The 15,918-nt window shown below is 28.5% G+C and carries 15 protein-coding genes, 1 pseudogene and 1 other annotated feature; of the genes and pseudogenes, 14 read left to right on the forward strand and 2 right to left on the reverse strand.

All coding sequences use genetic code 11. The annotated features are described in order from the left end of the window. Nucleotides 1-54: 54 nt before the first annotated feature. Nucleotides 55-993, reverse strand: a complete 939-nt coding sequence (locus HUU89_RS00430) for a TIGR01212 family radical SAM protein (protein ID WP_107030648.1) — start codon at nt 991-993, stop codon at nt 55-57. Nucleotides 994-1,031: 38 nt separating this feature from the next. Here HUU89_RS00430 and HUU89_RS00435 point away from each other — a divergent pair, with 38 nt between their 5' ends. The 10 genes from HUU89_RS00435 (at nt 1,032) to HUU89_RS14830 (ending at nt 12,061) form a co-directional block, all read left to right on the forward strand. Next, nucleotides 1,032-2,777: an ABC transporter ATP-binding protein gene (locus HUU89_RS00435; protein WP_175300691.1), complete on the forward strand. Its 1,746-nt coding sequence runs from the start codon at nt 1,032-1,034 to the stop codon at nt 2,775-2,777. 1 nt (nt 2,778) lies between these two features. Next, on the forward strand, nt 2,779-4,602 hold the full coding sequence (locus tag HUU89_RS00440) for an ATP-binding cassette domain-containing protein (RefSeq protein ID WP_175300692.1): 1,824 nt from the start codon (nt 2,779-2,781) through the stop codon (nt 4,600-4,602). A gap of 45 nt (nt 4,603-4,647) precedes the next feature. Beyond that, nucleotides 4,648-4,855: a binding site (T-box leader), on the forward strand. Between the two features lie 35 nt (nt 4,856-4,890). Further along, nucleotides 4,891-7,287, forward strand: a complete 2,397-nt coding sequence (gene leuS / locus HUU89_RS00445; protein ID WP_032091412.1) for a leucine--tRNA ligase — start codon at nt 4,891-4,893, stop codon at nt 7,285-7,287. Between the two features lie 280 nt (nt 7,288-7,567). After that, nucleotides 7,568-7,810: a ParB N-terminal domain-containing protein gene (locus HUU89_RS00450; protein WP_175300693.1), complete on the forward strand. Its 243-nt coding sequence runs from the start codon at nt 7,568-7,570 to the stop codon at nt 7,808-7,810. Between the two features lie 237 nt (nt 7,811-8,047). Then, on the forward strand, nt 8,048-8,833 hold the full coding sequence (locus HUU89_RS00455; protein WP_254697667.1) for a hypothetical protein: 786 nt from the start codon (nt 8,048-8,050) through the stop codon (nt 8,831-8,833). Continuing rightward, complete coding sequence (locus HUU89_RS00460) at nt 8,834-9,964, forward strand: immunoglobulin-like domain-containing protein (RefSeq protein ID WP_147579967.1); 1,131 nt, start codon at nt 8,834-8,836, stop codon at nt 9,962-9,964. Between the two features lie 313 nt (nt 9,965-10,277). Continuing rightward, nucleotides 10,278-10,481: a hypothetical protein gene (locus HUU89_RS00465; protein WP_175300694.1), complete on the forward strand. Its 204-nt coding sequence runs from the start codon at nt 10,278-10,280 to the stop codon at nt 10,479-10,481. 302 nt (nt 10,482-10,783) lie between these two features. Continuing rightward, entirely contained in the window at nt 10,784-11,173 is a 390-nt protein-coding gene (locus tag HUU89_RS15370) for a DUF3267 domain-containing protein (RefSeq protein ID WP_035118634.1), read from the forward strand. 154 nt (nt 11,174-11,327) lie between these two features. Further along, nucleotides 11,328-11,837 carry a transposase gene (locus tag HUU89_RS14825; RefSeq protein WP_254697668.1) on the forward strand — a complete coding sequence of 170 codons (510 nt, stop codon included), beginning with the start codon at nt 11,328-11,330 and terminating at the stop codon, nt 11,835-11,837. Continuing rightward, a complete protein-coding gene (locus tag HUU89_RS14830; RefSeq protein WP_009300536.1) occupies nt 11,834-12,061 on the forward strand; it encodes a hypothetical protein in 228 nt (75 codons plus the stop codon). Before HUU89_RS14825 ends, HUU89_RS14830 begins: the two co-directional genes overlap by 4 nt. 392 nt (nt 12,062-12,453) lie before the next feature. On the opposite strand, the gene HUU89_RS00480 is transcribed toward HUU89_RS14830, so the two are convergent. Beyond that, nucleotides 12,454-13,011: a DUF3267 domain-containing protein gene (locus tag HUU89_RS00480; RefSeq protein ID WP_117813566.1), complete on the reverse strand. Its 558-nt coding sequence runs from the start codon at nt 13,009-13,011 to the stop codon at nt 12,454-12,456. Nucleotides 13,012-13,602: 591 nt separating this feature from the next. Here HUU89_RS00480 and HUU89_RS15375 point away from each other — a divergent pair. From HUU89_RS15375 to HUU89_RS00505, 4 genes and pseudogenes are all read left to right on the forward strand, one after another. After that, nucleotides 13,603-14,118, forward strand: a pseudogene (locus tag HUU89_RS15375) (FAD-dependent oxidoreductase). Between the two features lie 16 nt (nt 14,119-14,134). Then, nucleotides 14,135-14,284, forward strand: a complete 150-nt coding sequence (locus HUU89_RS00495; protein WP_175300695.1) for a hypothetical protein — start codon at nt 14,135-14,137, stop codon at nt 14,282-14,284. 3 nt (nt 14,285-14,287) lie between these two features. Beyond that, on the forward strand, nt 14,288-15,265 hold the full coding sequence (locus HUU89_RS00500; protein ID WP_175300696.1) for an immunoglobulin-like domain-containing protein: 978 nt from the start codon (nt 14,288-14,290) through the stop codon (nt 15,263-15,265). Between the two features lie 73 nt (nt 15,266-15,338). Further along, nucleotides 15,339-15,875 carry a TetR/AcrR family transcriptional regulator gene (locus tag HUU89_RS00505; protein ID WP_147579972.1) on the forward strand — a complete coding sequence of 179 codons (537 nt, stop codon included), beginning with the start codon at nt 15,339-15,341 and terminating at the stop codon, nt 15,873-15,875. The last annotated feature ends 43 nt before the right edge of the window (nt 15,876-15,918 follow it).

A 15,918-nucleotide genomic window follows, 5' to 3' on the forward strand; every position in this document is an offset into this window, starting at 1 on the left:
GCTCAAGAAATGATGTATAATAATAGTGTAAAAAAATAGTCCAGAAAAACTGGGCTATTTTTTATATAGATCACCTTGATAAACATCAAGTTCTTTCATTTTTTTATCAATATCATTTAAAATAGTTACCTTTTTAATGGACCATAAAGGAGCAATTAAATCATCGATTTTACCATCACCAGTCAATCTTTCGATAACGATTTCAGGTTTAATGTAACGAAGTTGTTCTACTACGATATCAATATATTCTTGACGAGAGAGCATGTTAAATTCATGATTTTCATACATTTGTTGAAGTTTTGTGTTTTTGACAACGAATAACATATGTATTTTAAGTGCTTGAATATCTAATTGACCTAAGGTTTTAGCTGTTTCAATCATCATTTCTTTTGTTTCAAAAGGAAGACCATTGATGATATGGACACATACTTCAAGGTTATATTTTCTACATAATGCTAAACCATCCAAGAATTCTTGAAAAGTATGGCCACGATTAATAAGTTTACTTGTTTGTTCATGGATTGTTTGTAAACCTAGTTCAATATAGACATCTTTTTGTTTATTGATGGTACTTAAATATTGAACGATTTCTTCATTTAAACAATCAGGTCTTGTAGCAAGGGCAATTCCCTTAACATCTTCTTTGTTTAAAAAAGGGGCAATCATTTTTTTTATTTTATCTAATGGACCATAGGTATTTGTATTGGCTTGAAAATAAGCAATATAAGCACATTCAGGCCATTTTCTTTTCATAACTTGAGAGATTGTTTGAAATTGTTTTTCTAAATGATCATGAACATTTCCAGCATAATCTCCAGATCCTGATGAACTACAGAAAATACAACCACCATAGCCTTTTGTTCCATCACGATTAGGACAGGTAAAATCAGCATTTAGTGCAACTTTAGCGACTTTTTGATGGTATTTGTTTTTTAAATAATAGTTATAAGTATGATAACGTTTGTTATCTAAAGAGTATTTAAATTGATTCATTTTATCACCGAAGCAATTATAACATAAGGAGTAAGAAAATGGGATTAGAGTTAAAGAATGTCACAAAAAAATTTAAAACAATTGAAGGAGAAAGAGTTATTTTTGAAAATTTGAATATTCATTTTCCTGATTATGGTTTGATTGCTATTACAGGAGAAAGTGGATGTGGAAAATCAACACTTTTACAATTAATAGCAGGATTGGATCAAGACTATGAGGGAAAGATTCTTTTTAATCAAGTAAAAATAGAAGATATTAAAGATTATCGACAACTTGTTATTAGTTTTGTTTATCAAAATTATCAGTTAATTGATTATTTGAGTGTTAAAGATAACTGTTTATTTTATTGTCACTTAAAAGGAATAAAGGTTGTAGAAAAACAGTTACAAGAATTATTAGAAATCTTTGAATTAAATGAACTAGTAAATCAAAAGGTAAAGAATTTATCGGGTGGGCAAAAACAACGCGTGGCCCTTATTCGTGCTTTATTATGTTCAAGTCCTATTATTTTATGTGATGAACCGACAGGAGCTTTAGATGAAATAAATCGTCAAAAAGTTTATCGTTTTTTAAAAAAAGCGAGTCAAAGACGCCTTATTCTTATTGTTTCTCATGATCAAAAAATTTCAAAATATACACCTTATCATTTGAATTTTGAATGTTTAAAACATCATTATGATTGGAACCATCAATTATATTCACGTTATGAAATAAGAAAAACAAAATGTGGATTATTGTTTAAAGAAATGATCCAAATGATTTTAAAAGATAAAAAGAAATGGGTGATGATGTTTGTTTCACAAATTTATATGGTACTAGCAATGACGCTCATTATTACTGGTTTAGAAGGATTTAATGGTTATTATCAAAAACAATATAATCAAGCAATAAATAATAATTTAGTTATGATTCAAAAGAAAAATCAAGAACCTTTTAAAGAAAAAGAAATAACAAAACTGAAAGGAAAATATCAATATCATTTAGATATAGGAAAGATTGAAGGTCTTAAAAACTTTCAATCTTTTTCAATTAACAAAAAAACAAAGCAAAATGAAGTTTATGTCAATCATGCTTTAATTACCAAAATAAAACAAAATAAACTTATTTATAAACTTAATCATCATCAATATACATTAAAAATCAAAGGAGTAATTCAAGATGATTATCAAGAACCTGTTCTTTATTATCATTCATTATCCAATGAAATAGCCCTTCAATGCATTGATGTTTCAACGTGTATTGTCTATGTTAAAAATCATAAATATATGAAAGATTATTTAACGCATTTATCAGTTCAATATCAAGGTATAGCACCTATTTATGAAGAATATGAAAGTTATTTTAAAGTTATTGATCTTTTTAAAAAGGTTAGTCTTGTTTTTATTTTTTTAAGTTTTATGATTGCAATCGTTTTAATGGGATATATGGTTTTATCGATGTTTTATGAAAATCAAAAAATATTTGCCATCATGCTTGCTAATGGTTATCAAAATAATCATTTAGCATTTTTTATTTTAAAAAAAATAAGCTTAATGATGATTTCAATTGGAATAGTTTCTTGTTTGGTTTCTAGTGGAGTTTTAAAAATTATTTCATTTTTTGATATTTCTAAAAAGATCTGGGGCATAAGTCATTTGTTTGTTTTACCAAGAGAGTTTCAATGGCCATTTACGTTATATCTCTTTTATCTTTTGGGATATATCGTGCAAGGAATTTTGTTAAGTCTATTTATAGTTTTAAAGATGAAAAAAATAAAAATGTATGAGTGTTTAAGGGAGGAATAGGATGTTAGAAATTAAGAATGTAACGAAGTCTTTTGATCGACCTTTATTCAAGGAGATGTCTATGACATTTCAAGAAACAGGGATGTATGTCATTGTTGGTAAAAGCGGTAGTGGTAAATCGACACTTTTAAATATTTTAGGAGGTTTGGATAATGAGTATCAAGGTGTGATTGAAATTGATGGACAAGATATTCGACAAATACCACATTATATTAGAAAATACATTGGTTTTGTTTTTCAACAGTTTTATTTAATAGAAGAAATGAATGTTAAAGAAAATGTAAATCTCATTTCGTATTTTAAAAGAATAATGATTTCTAAAAAAGAATATTATTTAGAACGTTTAAAAATAAAAGACTTACAACGTTATAAAACAGCAATTTTATCTGGAGGTCAAAAACAACGAGTTGCTATTTATCGAGGATTTATTGCTAAGCATCCCATTATTTTATGTGATGAACCAACAGGTGCTTTAGATGCAAAAAATAGTGAAGAAATTTTTAAAATATTAAAACAACTGTCTAAAGAAAAATTAGTGATTGTTATTAGTCATGATGAAATACTTGCTAAAAAATACCATGATTATCTCTATAAAATAGAAGATTATCAATTAAAATTAATTCATCAAAATCCAATAACTCAAAGAAAAAAACAAGAAGAAAAAACAAGTAAAAGATCTTTTTTACAATTTATATTGAAAGAATTGAAAATGACGTGGAAGAGTTCTTTTATTGTTGTACAAGTTTTATTTTTAGCACTTTTAAGTATTTTATTGACCCTCTCATTGACTCAATCAACACAAAAACAAATTCATCGGCAATTAGAACAAATTATTCCTTCAACAACCATTATGTTAAAAAAGAAAAATAATCAAATGATCAAGATGGATGATTTGAAACAAATTCAACATCCAGCAATTCAATACCGTTTTTTACAAAATGATCAGGTGGATTTTTTAGGAATCTCTTTTTCTGAAAAATATCAAACGAAAAAAACACTTTATATTTCTGATTATATTCAGCAACCACAAAAGAAAATTCAAGGAAGAAAGATAAAAAATGCTCAAGAAATCATTTTATCTAAATCTACTTATGAACAACTTTTATATTTATCGCATCAGAAGAATTTAATAAATAAAGATGTATATTTGTTTTTTGAATATCAAAATAGAATTTGTTTTTATAAAGTTAAAATTGTAGGGATTGAAAATAAAAAGACTTTAATGGAGACCGTTTATTTTAATGAATATGCAATGAGTCAAATGTTAAAAGAACTTTATCAAATAGAAGTAGGGCAAACTGCTTTTTTGCAAGTAAAAGATAAAAATATTTTAAAAGATTTAAAAAATAAATATCCTTTATATCAATTTAAACTTGCAAATAGTTCATTATCTTCAAGCATCGATGAAAAATTTCAACAAATTGAATGGATCCTTTATTGTTTTAGTTCTTTATCAGTTGTAACAGCCTGCTTTTTATTAGGTGTTGTTTTATATTTGATGGTCATTAAAAGAAAAAAATATTTTGCTATTTTACAAACATTGGGGGCTTCATTATGGCAGATGATAACTCTTGTTTTGTGTCAAGGTCTAGGTATTTCCTGCACAGCATTTATAGAAGCAATGATTGTTTTAAAAGAGTTATTTATTTTTGCTAATCAGTTGATTCAAAAAAGTATTTCAGATTTGATGGATGAATTTTTTGTTATACAAAATAATGTGCTTTTAGGTGTTTTTATAGGAGTACTTATTTTAACATTATTATGTTGTTTGATCCCAATTAAAAAAGTAAAACAGATAGAAATTATAGAAGCTTTAAAGAGTTAGGAAGTTTTTTATTGCATAAAGTATGTGATGTGGTATAATAGAAAAGCAAAATCAATGAATAGGAGTACTAGCAAATCCCCTATATTTAGAGAGTCAGTGGTTGGTGAAAACTGATTATAGTATTTGTGAACTCGCCTAGGAGATGTATTTTTGAATAAAGTAAAAAATATCGTAGAACTGCGTTAAAGTTTTGAGGTGCTAGAATTTTATTCTAGAACTAAGGTGGTATCGCGTTAAAATTGGCGTCCTTAGATAAGGACGCTTTTTTATATTTAAGGAGGAAAAATTATGCCGTTCGATCACACAAAAATAGAGCCAAAATGGCAAAAATATTGGGACGAAAACAAAACATTTAAAACAGATTGTTATGATGATTCAAAACCTAAATATTATTGTATGGATATGTTCCCATATCCATCTGGAAATGGTTTACATGTAGGACATCCTGAAGGATATACTGCAACAGATATCGTATCAAGAATGAAAAGAATGCAAGGATATAATGTATTACATCCAATGGGATTTGATTCATTTGGATTACCTGCTGAACAATTTGCGATTCAAACAGGTCATCATCCTGCTGAATTTACTAAAAAGAATATTGATGTTTTTAGAAAACAAATTAAATCATTAGGATTTTCTTATGATTGGGATCGTGAAATTGCAACAAGTGATCCAGAGTATTATAAATGGACACAATGGATCTTTACAAAATTATATGATCAAGGATTAGCATATATTGATGAAATTCCAGTTAACTGGTGTCCAGAATTAAAAGCTGTTCTTGCTAATGAAGAAGTTATTGATGGTAAAAGTGAACGTGGTGGATATCCTGTTATCCGTAAACCAATGCGTCAATGGGTTTTAAAAATTACTGAATATGCTGAAAGATTACTAGCTGATTTAGATGACTTAGATTGGCCAGAAGCAACAAAACAAATGCAACGTAATTGGATTGGAAAATCTATTGGTGCAAATGTTGATTTTAAAATTGATGGAACAAATAAAGTGTTTACTGTTTTTACAACACGTTGTGATACATTATTTGGAGCAACATACTGTGTTATGGCACCAGAACATCCATATGTTGAAGAAATTACAACAGATGCGCAAAAAGCAGATGTTGAAGCTTATAAAGAAAGCTGTGCAAGTAAATCTGACTTAGAAAGAACAGAACTTAATAAAGATAAAACAGGTGTCTTTACTGGAGCTTATGCTATCAATCCTGTAAATGGTAAAAAAATTCCAATTTGGATTTCTGATTATGTGCTTGCAAGTTATGGTACAGGAGCTATCATGGCTGTTCCAGCACATGATGATCGTGACTATGAATTTGCTAAAAAATTTGGTATTGAAATCATTCCAGTATTAGAAGGTGGAAATATCGAAGAAGAAGCTTATACAGAAGATGGTGTTCATATCAATTCTGAATGGTTAAATGGCCTTGGAAAACAAGAAGCTATTGATAAAATGGTAGATTGGTTACAAGAACATCATTGTGGACAAAAGAAAGTATCTTATAAATTAAGAGATTGGTTATTTTCAAGACAACGTTATTGGGGTGAACCAATTCCTATCGTTCATATGGAAGATGGTACAATGCGTACAGTTCCTGTAGAAGAACTTCCACTAGAATTACCAGCAACTAAAAATTTCCAACCTCATGATAGTGGTGAATCACCACTTGCTAACTGTGAAGATTGGTTAGAAGTAGAAATCGATGGACAAAAAGGGCGTCGTGAAACAAATACAATGCCTCAATGGGCTGGATCATGTTGGTATTATATTCGTTATATTGATCCACATAATAGTGAACAAATTTGTGATCCAAAATTATTAGATAAATGGTTACCAGTTGATTTATATGTAGGTGGAGCAGAACATGCGGTATTACACTTATTATATTCTCGTTTCTGGCATAAAGTTCTTTATGATTGTGGTGTTGTTAAATGTAAAGAACCATGGCAACGTTTAGTACACCAAGGTATGATTTTAGGAGATAACAACGAAAAAATGTCTAAATCAAGAGGTAACGTTGTTAACCCTGATGATATCGTTGCTAGTCATGGTGCAGATTCACTTCGTTTATACGAAATGTTCATGGGACCACTTGAAGCATCACTTCCTTGGTCAACAAATGGATTAGATGGTTCTCGTAAATGGTTAGACCGTGTTTATCGTTTAATGATTGAAACTGGTAAATTATCTGATGAAAATGATCATAGTTTAGATCGTGTATATCATCAAACAGTTAAAAAAGTTACTGATGATTTTGAAAAATTAGGTTTCAATACAGCTATTTCACAAATGATGATTTTCATTAATGAATGTTATAAAGCTGAACATGTTTATAAAGAATATGCTGAAAACTTTATTAAAATGCTTTCATGTATTGCACCTCATATCTGTGAAGAAATGTGGCAACAATTAGGACACAATGATTCAATTGCTTATGAACCATGGCCAACATATGATGAAAAAATGTTAGTTAGTGATACTGTTCAAATGGGTATCCAAGTTAATGGTAAATTAAGAGCTAAAATTGAAGTTGCTAAAGATGCAGATGATGAAGCTGTTAAAGAATTAGCATTCCAACAAGAAAACGTTAAAGCACATACTGACGGTAAAAATATCGTTAAAGTAATTGTGGTTAAAAATAAAATTGTAAACATTGTCGTTAAATAAAATATTACAAATGTTTAAGTAGAGATACGTCTCAAAAGCCTTGTAAAATCAAGCTTTTTGAAAAAAGTGTCTCTACTTTTTTATTTGCACATATTTCTATTTTTAGGGACGATTGGTACAAAATTGGTACAGTAAAAGGGTCATTTTGTACCAATTGGTATTACGACATTTGTGCAACATTGTTGTGAATCCATTTTGTAGGTTTGCAACCTATATAAAAAACGCCTCTGACTGCTTGGCTTTTTAAGCAGTTTTCTTTATGTAAAAAAAGGAGGTAATTATGGATAACGATAAAAGTATTAAAACATTAACAAGGTCAAAATTAAGACCGTTTCGATATCATCCTTATAAGGTAAAGGAAGATGAAGACATGGCAAATTTGGTGAACAGTATTAAAGAAGAGGGTGTCATTAGTCCAATCATTGTAAGAAAGGTTGGAAAGGATCTAGAAAAAATTAATGAAAAATATATTTATCAGAATACATGTTTTGAAAATAAACTCATCAAATATACAATGCTTTGAAAAAAGAAAGAACTGTTTTTAAGAAACTGTAAGATTGAAGCAACAAGTCTGTCGAGTTTAGATATTAAAGAAAGAATAGTCTTTCATAACTGTATATTTGACAATGTTAAAATTTCCAAATGTAATTTTAAAAATGTAGTCTTTTATAACTGCAGGTTTAATAATTCAATAATTGTAAATTCAATACTGGCAAACAGTTATTTTATTAACTGTAAAGGAATTGAGACAGTTGATTTTATGGAAAATAATATGCAGGGTGTCTCAGTAATTGGTAGCAAAGTTAATTTAAATGAGCTGGTAGAAAAACAAAACAGATTTGAAGATATTTTAATTCAAGAAGAAATGCTTGAAGTTCAACATGGCAATGTTGCCGTGTTGGAAGAAAAAAAGGAAGATGATCAGGAAATGAAAGAAGAAAATGAAAGACAAATTATAAAAAATGAAATCTATAGCAGTCAGGAATTGTCACAAGATTTTTTAAATAATAAGCTTTTTTATAAATGCCATTTTGTAGATTGTTCTGTAAGTGATAATGTAAAATTGAATGCTACAACAGACTTTAAAGAGTGTACTTTTTTAAACAATGATCTTCATTTTGATGATGTTGACAAAACATCGTTTGATGACTATATCTTTGAAAAAGTTTCTCTTAAAGGAAATTTTATACATGTATCCTTTGCTGGATCAAAGTTTAGCAATGTATCTTTTATTAGAAATTCTACATTTATTGCCTGTTTGTTTGATCATACAAATGCAATTGAATATTTTGATAATAATTTGATAAAGCTAAGCAATATTGAACTTGTTAAAAAGTCAAATGATAACGCTGAAATAATGAAAAAAGTAAATGAACTTTATGAGATATTAAAATCAGAAGATAAGGTATTGCAGCAGGAACTGATTGCAAAAACAAAAGTTGATGAGGAAGATGTTCTTGACTATATTTTACATTTGGATGATATGGAATACCTAAAATTGATTGCAAAAACGAGTAATCGAGTAGTTGAAGAAAAGATGGTTTAGATGTCAAAAAAATTAGATGAATTATTTGAAACATATGCCTATGATGCAAGACAGAAGACACAGCTTCGTTTGGCTGATGAAAAAGGACTTGATATTTCTAAAATGAAAGATCCAAGATTCAACTGGGAACAGATGCGAGAAATTTCATTAGCAATGGAATATGGACTGAATCCTGATACTTTATGTGATCCTGAAATCAATGCTGAATCTATGGAGAAGATTCGATATAGTCTGATGGATCAGCAAAGTGTTTTTGAAGATGCAAAAGAAGAAGTTAAAAAGAAACGTACTAAAAGAATTTCTTTAATCATTTTCACAATAGTATGTTCTTCTATTACATGTATTGTTTATTTAATGAACAAAGACACAGTTGATAAGTACATTGAACCAGTACCGTTAGAATTAACAACAGATAGAGTAACTGTTGAATATGGCGAAGATATTCATTTCATGGATTATGTAAAGTATTATGATAAATCTCAGCAATTAACAATACCTTTGAATCAAAAGCTAAATAAGATAAAGGATTATAAATTTGTTTATTCTGTTACGAATGGTGTTAAAACAAAAGAAAAAACATTGATAGTTAGCGTTGTTGATACAGCAAAACCAATAATTGAATTGACACAAAGTGAAATTACTCTTGATAGTGGGGAACAGTTTACACCAAAAGATTATATTAAAAAAGTAGAGGATAATTATGATCAGTTATCAGCTGATAATGTTGTAATTAAAAATACTGTTGATACAAATAAAGATGGTGATTATGAAGTCGAATATCAATTAAAAGATCAACACGGCAATGTTGCCATATCTACTTTAATAGTTCACATTAGAACAGTACCTCAAACCGAAGATAATACTGCTGTTAGAAATAAAGAAGATTCAACGGTTAAAAAGAATCAGGAACAGAGGGATAAATCAAACAAAGTAGAAACACCTAAGACAATAAATGTTGAACCGAAGATATTTTATATAAAAGATTACAACTATGATTTATCAGCCTGTAATCAAGCGGCAAGCAATTATATGAATCAAGTATTGAATAGTAGCAATATTAATATAAATGGTTATATAGAACCGTATCAGGAAAATGGTGGAATTGTTGGATATACTGTCTTATTTAAGTAAAATTTTAATGATTTTTTGATTATTTAATCTTAATAGTATGCCTTATCTTTCATAATATGTAATTGGTATATTTAAATTAAAAATGTATGAAAAAATGCATGATAGTACTCATTTGATTAAACATATTTTATAAAAAATGTTATTATATTTATATAATTTATTTTTTAATTATCTTATCACAAATCATAAATTATATTGATTAAATCAACAGAAAAGTATTGTTATGACAAATTAATAGTAGTATTATATAGGTAAGGAAATAGCATTTAATTAATTGAAAAAAGTAATATAGTTTTTATGATATTACATTTAAATGATATCTTATCTGAATAACACTAAAGAAACTGCTAGGAAAATTGATTTAGAAGAACTAAAAGAATTATCTGTAGTTGGTGGGGATGATAATGGTGGAAATGTTTCCCCATATTCAATAAAGACTAGCTTAATTACTCTTACAGTTATTACGATTTCAATTACAAGTACATTCTCAGTTGGTGAAGCTTGCAGTTGGCCATGATAAGTTAGACATGTAATAAACAATAAAACATGTGATTTGATTTTTTATAAATAGAAGGGAGACTTCTATGTGGCATATATCTTTTATGGGTAATAAAAAAAATCAAGAATTCAAAAATGACGTTTTACCCAAAAATTCAAAAAAAATAACAAATAATTCTTTTTGGATCAATGGGAAATTTTTTTCTTTTATTCTAATAGCAACTATAATTTATAGAGACATTTTATAATTTTTTTACCCACCCAATTAAAAACCATTCTATAATAGAACTAATATTATGCATTATAATAGGTATTATATTTTTGATTCCTATATTTTTAGTACACGAAATATTGCATGCAATTTGGTTTCCAAAAAAAGCAAAAAAAGAGTTATGGTATGAAATTAATAGAAATTCACTATTTTTATTTTCTTTTCAAATATATTCGAATTGCCCATTAAAAAGAAATAGATTTTTATTAATGCTTCTATTTCCAAATATCATATTAGCATTAATACCATTATTTCTTTGGTATTGTGGTATCGTATTTATTTCACCATTTATATCAAGAATTATAGGTAGTCTTTTAACGATATTATTTACTTGTGGAGCATCTGATTATTCATTATTTTTTGATACTGTTTTATGCACAAAAAAAGAAGATAATATAATAATTTTTAAAAATGAATTTTATTCAAGTAATACTACTTGAATAAAATTCCATATCTAGTAACTTTCTTGCAATACGATTTTTATTATCTTCTTATTTATTGTATTGAGGCTGTAACGGGTAAATAACTCATTATAGTTTCATAAACAGTAAAAGGCGGACCGAAGTCCGCCTTTTATGGTACATTAATTCTACCATGAAAACATACCAACAAGATTATACGGCATATCAGACATATGCGCTACTAGATTTTAATATTTCTTTTGAAAAAGATGTAACTGCTGATGATATTTCAAGAACTGTGATTAAAGTTACGGAAAGGATAGATATAAACAAGTTTGTTGCCTTCACTCATAGAAATTCTCACGGGTATGATGGTCTCATGATGCTCAGACTGCTTCTGCTTGCTTTTGCGGATAATGGTTATGCATCTACAAGAAAGCTTGCAGAACTATGCAGAACTGACATCAGATATATGTTCATCGCACAGAATCAGAAGCCTTCTCATCAGGCATTTCAGAGATTCATCCATGATGCTCTCATTATGTCTGTTGAAGAAATTTTCTATGAAATGAACAGAATCATGGATGATGAGCTTCCTATCGATACAGATGTATTATGCATTGACGGTACTAAGTATGAAGCCAATGCCAACAAGAACACATTCATATGGAGAAAAAATACTGTCAGACATAGGGAAATTTGAAACAGTATGGAATTAAAGAACTAAAAGAATTAAGAAATGTATTTAATGAAGAAATGGAAAGTAAAATAAAAAGCAGACTGATCTATATGCGAAATCTTAAAGAATTAAATGAAAGACTTCAGGAAAGTGAAAAGCTTGGCGAAGTAGTCAAACGAAGAGGAAATCAATATATAAAAGAAGACTGGAATGGATTTATAATTCAAGGATTGGTTGAAGAGTTATAAATGGAGTTTCTTGTAATATCACTAAAAGAACTTGTATTTAAAAGTTTTGCTTCACCGTCCATTGCTCGCATCGATACTTGATGGTATGTCCAATTTTCAACGTGCAAGAAACAGAATCCTATATTCTCAAAACAAATATGAAACTTACACAATGAATGAACATACAGACAGAATAAAACGTATAGGAAATCCTAGAGGAGCCTACAAAAAATAAAATAAAAATAGAAAACAAATAAAAGGAGGAAAACCAGGACCAGACATCATCCTAATTTTCCTCTTAAAAAAGCACTGAATATTTTAGAGGGGATACTGATTCCACATCAATATCACCCCCTAATAATTTAGAGCGAATTTCGCTAAAGCACTCGATTATTTAGAGCGTCAAAAAAACTTCATTTTTTTAAAATATAAATCTTATTATCTTCTTGATAAAAAAGTTCGTTATTTCTCATTTTTAACAATATAACAATAAAAAAATATATATCACTTGCCGACATTGCTAAGCTTGAAAAGCCAAAAAAAATAAGAAAAGTCATTAGAATCAACTTTTTTATAATGAATGATAAAAAAATAGGAATAATTGCCAAGACAAGCGTCGGAGATATTAACATTATTAGAGTTCTACACTTACTCATCTTCGCATCACTTTCAACAGATATTATCGGTTGTAAGTTCTTCATTTTGAATATTATTTTTTTTCTACTTTTTTTCGGATATGATAGCAAATGTATATATTCATGTACAATACTAAAAGGGAAAACAGAAATAAGCACGGCTCCAAATGCAGAAAAAAACAAGCCTATATCATTAATATAAAATCTTTTAATCTTTAAAAAAAATACCAATAGTAGCAATGTACATAACACAATGATCAACATACTAATATTTTCTGTTTTTTTGTTTATTTTAAGTATTTTAAAATTTCTATTATCATAAAACTTTTCTACCATACACATAAATCCTTTCTATTCATCTATACGAACTTGGAGTAGCGATTCGAATAGACGCGGGAATACGTCCAATTAACTAGCACTGCTCTGGACTAGTAGTAAAATATGAAATAGACACTAATGATACTAAAACAGTCGTAATGATAACGTTAGAAATAGAACATCTGGGTTCTGGATTTCCATCATTACCACCAACAATTGATAATTCATTCAATTCTTCAACGCTAACTTTTATCTTTGTATTCTATTCCATGGTTTTTTCCTTGGTTTCATCATGAACCTATTCCCTAGTACTATTATACAATTCTATGAGTATTTAATCTATCTAAAGACATAAATTATGTCGTAATTTTGCAAATTTGTAAACGTTCATCTTTTTTGTTCCGATTATATGTGTAAAATGTATTTTTTTTGCAAAATTTCCCTAAAAAAGCAAAAGAAGGCAAATTGGAAGAAACCAATCATTGTGTATGCTGTTTACAAGGATGTTTTGGAGAAGCGATGAAGGGCAACTTCACTTGTTTAGTAAATCCTAGATGTACAAGAGAATTTGAACATGATTTATCAAAAGCTGATAATACAAAAAATATTATGATTATTGGTGCTGATCCAGGTGGATTGCTGGCAGCTCGTATTGCAGCTCAAAGAGGTCATAATGTAACGGTTTATGATAAAGATACACATTTTGGTGGAGTATTTAGAAGTGCTGCTTATCCAATGGGAAAAGGAGAACTTTCTACTGTAATTTCTGCTTATAGAAAACAATGTGAAGTATTAGGTGTCACATTTAAAATGGGTCAAGAAGTATCTGAAGATACAATTAAAGAAGCTAGACCAGATACGATTGTTGTAGCAACTGGTTCAGTACCATTAACGCCACCAATTGAAGGAATCAATTCAGAAAACGTTGTAACTGCTTAAGATGTTCTTTATGGTAAAATAGATGTCAACCAAGAACCAGTTGTTGTTTGTGGTGGTGGAGAAGTAGGTGGAGAAACTGCTGAATTCATTGCACAAACAAATCATGATGTCACTATTTTAGAAATGAAACCAGCTATTATAACTGATATTGAAACTGATTGCAAAAACAAGCAGTCGTGTAGTTGAAGAAAAGATGGTTTAGATGTCAAAAACATTAGATAAATTATTTGAAACATATGCATACGATTCAAGACAAAAGACACAGCTCCGTTTAGCTGATGAAAAAGGACTTGATATTTCTAAAATGAAAGATCCTAAGTTTAATTGGGAGCAGATGCGAGAAATCTCATAAGCAATGGAATATGGCTTAACCCCAGATACTTTATGTGATCCTGAAATTAGTGCAGAATCTATGGAGAAGATTCGATACAGCCTAATGGATCAGCAGAGTGTTTTTGAAGATGCAAAAGAGGAGATAAAAAAGAAACGTACTCAAAGAATCTCTTTAACTATTTTTATAATGGTATTTGCTTTTATTGTAAGTGTCGTTTATTTAATGAACAAAGATACAATTGATAAATACATTGAACCTGTTCTTCTAGAATTAACAACTGATAGAGTAACTGTTGAATACGGTGAAGGTATTCATTTTATGGACTACGTAAAGTATTATGATAAATCTCAGCAATTGACAATACCATTGAATGAAAAATTGAAAAAAGTAAATGATTATAAATTTGTTTATTCAGTTACGAATGGTATTAAAACAAAAGAAAAAGCACTTATAGTTAGTGTTGTTGATAATATAAAACCAACAATTGAATTGATACAAAGTGAAATTACTCTTAATAATGGAGAACAGTTTAATCCAAAAGATTATATTAAAAAAGTAGAGGATAATTATGATCAGTTATCAGCTGATAATGTTGTAATAAATAATTCTGTTGATTCTAATAAAGATGGTGATTATGAAGTTGAATATCAGTTAGAAGATCAACAAGGCAATGTTGCCATATCTACTTTAATAGTTCACATTAGAACAGTATCTCAAAACGAAGATAATACTGCTGTTGGAAATAAAGAAGATTCAGCAGTTATAAAGAATCAGGAACAGAATAATAAATCAAACAAAGTAGAAACACCTAAAGCAATAAATGTTGAACCTAAGATATTTTATATAAGAGATTACAACTATGATTTATCTTCTTGCAGTCAAGCAGCAAACAACTACATGAATCAAGTTTTGAGTAGTAGCAATATTAATTTAAGTTGCTATATAGAGCCGTATCAAGAAAATGGCGGAGTCGTTGGATATAAGGTTGTTTTTGATTGAAATATAAAAGATTAAAAAATAAGAACTAGCTAGAAATAGTGTATATATAGTATAATCTTTTTTGGTGATAAGTATGAACAAAAAAGATATTATTTTAAAAAATGCATTGGAAATATTTAATGAAAATGGATATGTAGGTACATCAATAAATGATGTTGCAAAAAAATCAGGTATAGCTAAATCCACAATTTTTCATTATTTTGAAAATAAAGAAGATCTTTTTAATCAGGTATTTGTAAAAAGTAAAATAGCTTTTTCAAAAACAAACAATCCTTTTTTGTTTGGGGCAAGTAATGATGAATTAATAGAATTATTAGAATTTCAACGTAATCATATTGAAGAATTAAAATTTTTTAATCAGTTTGAATATTCTAAGTATATATCAGATGATTCAAAAAAATTAGCACAAGAAATACACGAAGATACGATTAACTATATAAAAAATGAACAAAAAAATAATAGAATGGTTGATTTAGATCCTATATTCATTTGTATGTTTATAACAAATACTTTTGTTAGCAATTATAATCGGATTTTTATTAATGGGAAAATAGATCTTGACTATGCTCTAAAGATAAAAAGATTCATCGAAAAAGCACTTGTGATATAATTCACTTGAATAAACCGACCGTTCGGTCTATAATAAGTTTAGG

This window comes from Faecalibacillus sp. H12, from assembly GCF_013361255.1.
Taxonomy (GTDB): Bacteria; Bacillota_I; Bacilli_A; order Erysipelotrichales; family Coprobacillaceae; genus Faecalibacillus; species Faecalibacillus intestinalis.

Bases quoted from the DNA above. Each gene is read 5' to 3' on its own strand.
- HUU89_RS00465 (WP_175300694.1), top strand. From the start codon at position 10,278: ATGATATCTTATCTGAATAACACTAAAGAAACTGCTAGGAAAATTGAT.
- HUU89_RS00450 (WP_175300693.1), top strand. From the start codon at position 7,568: ATGGATAACGATAAAAGTATTAAAACATTAACAAGGTCAAAATTAAGA.
- HUU89_RS00430 (WP_107030648.1), bottom strand. From the start codon at position 993: ATGAATCAATTTAAATACTCTTTAGATAACAAACGTTATCATACTTAT.
- HUU89_RS00480 (WP_117813566.1), bottom strand. From the start codon at position 13,011: ATGGTAGAAAAGTTTTATGATAATAGAAATTTTAAAATACTTAAAATA.
- HUU89_RS00435 (WP_175300691.1), top strand. From the start codon at position 1,032: ATGGGATTAGAGTTAAAGAATGTCACAAAAAAATTTAAAACAATTGAA.
- HUU89_RS00505 (WP_147579972.1), top strand. From the start codon at position 15,339: ATGAACAAAAAAGATATTATTTTAAAAAATGCATTGGAAATATTTAAT.
- leuS (WP_032091412.1), top strand. From the start codon at position 4,891: ATGCCGTTCGATCACACAAAAATAGAGCCAAAATGGCAAAAATATTGG.
- HUU89_RS00495 (WP_175300695.1), top strand. From the start codon at position 14,135: ATGTCAAAAACATTAGATAAATTATTTGAAACATATGCATACGATTCA.
- HUU89_RS00440 (WP_175300692.1), top strand. From the start codon at position 2,779: ATGTTAGAAATTAAGAATGTAACGAAGTCTTTTGATCGACCTTTATTC.
- HUU89_RS14825 (WP_254697668.1), top strand. From the start codon at position 11,328: ATGAAAACATACCAACAAGATTATACGGCATATCAGACATATGCGCTA.
- HUU89_RS00455 (WP_254697667.1), top strand. From the start codon at position 8,048: ATGGAAAATAATATGCAGGGTGTCTCAGTAATTGGTAGCAAAGTTAAT.
- HUU89_RS00500 (WP_175300696.1), top strand. From the start codon at position 14,288: ATGGAATATGGCTTAACCCCAGATACTTTATGTGATCCTGAAATTAGT.
- HUU89_RS00460 (WP_147579967.1), top strand. From the start codon at position 8,834: ATGTCAAAAAAATTAGATGAATTATTTGAAACATATGCCTATGATGCA.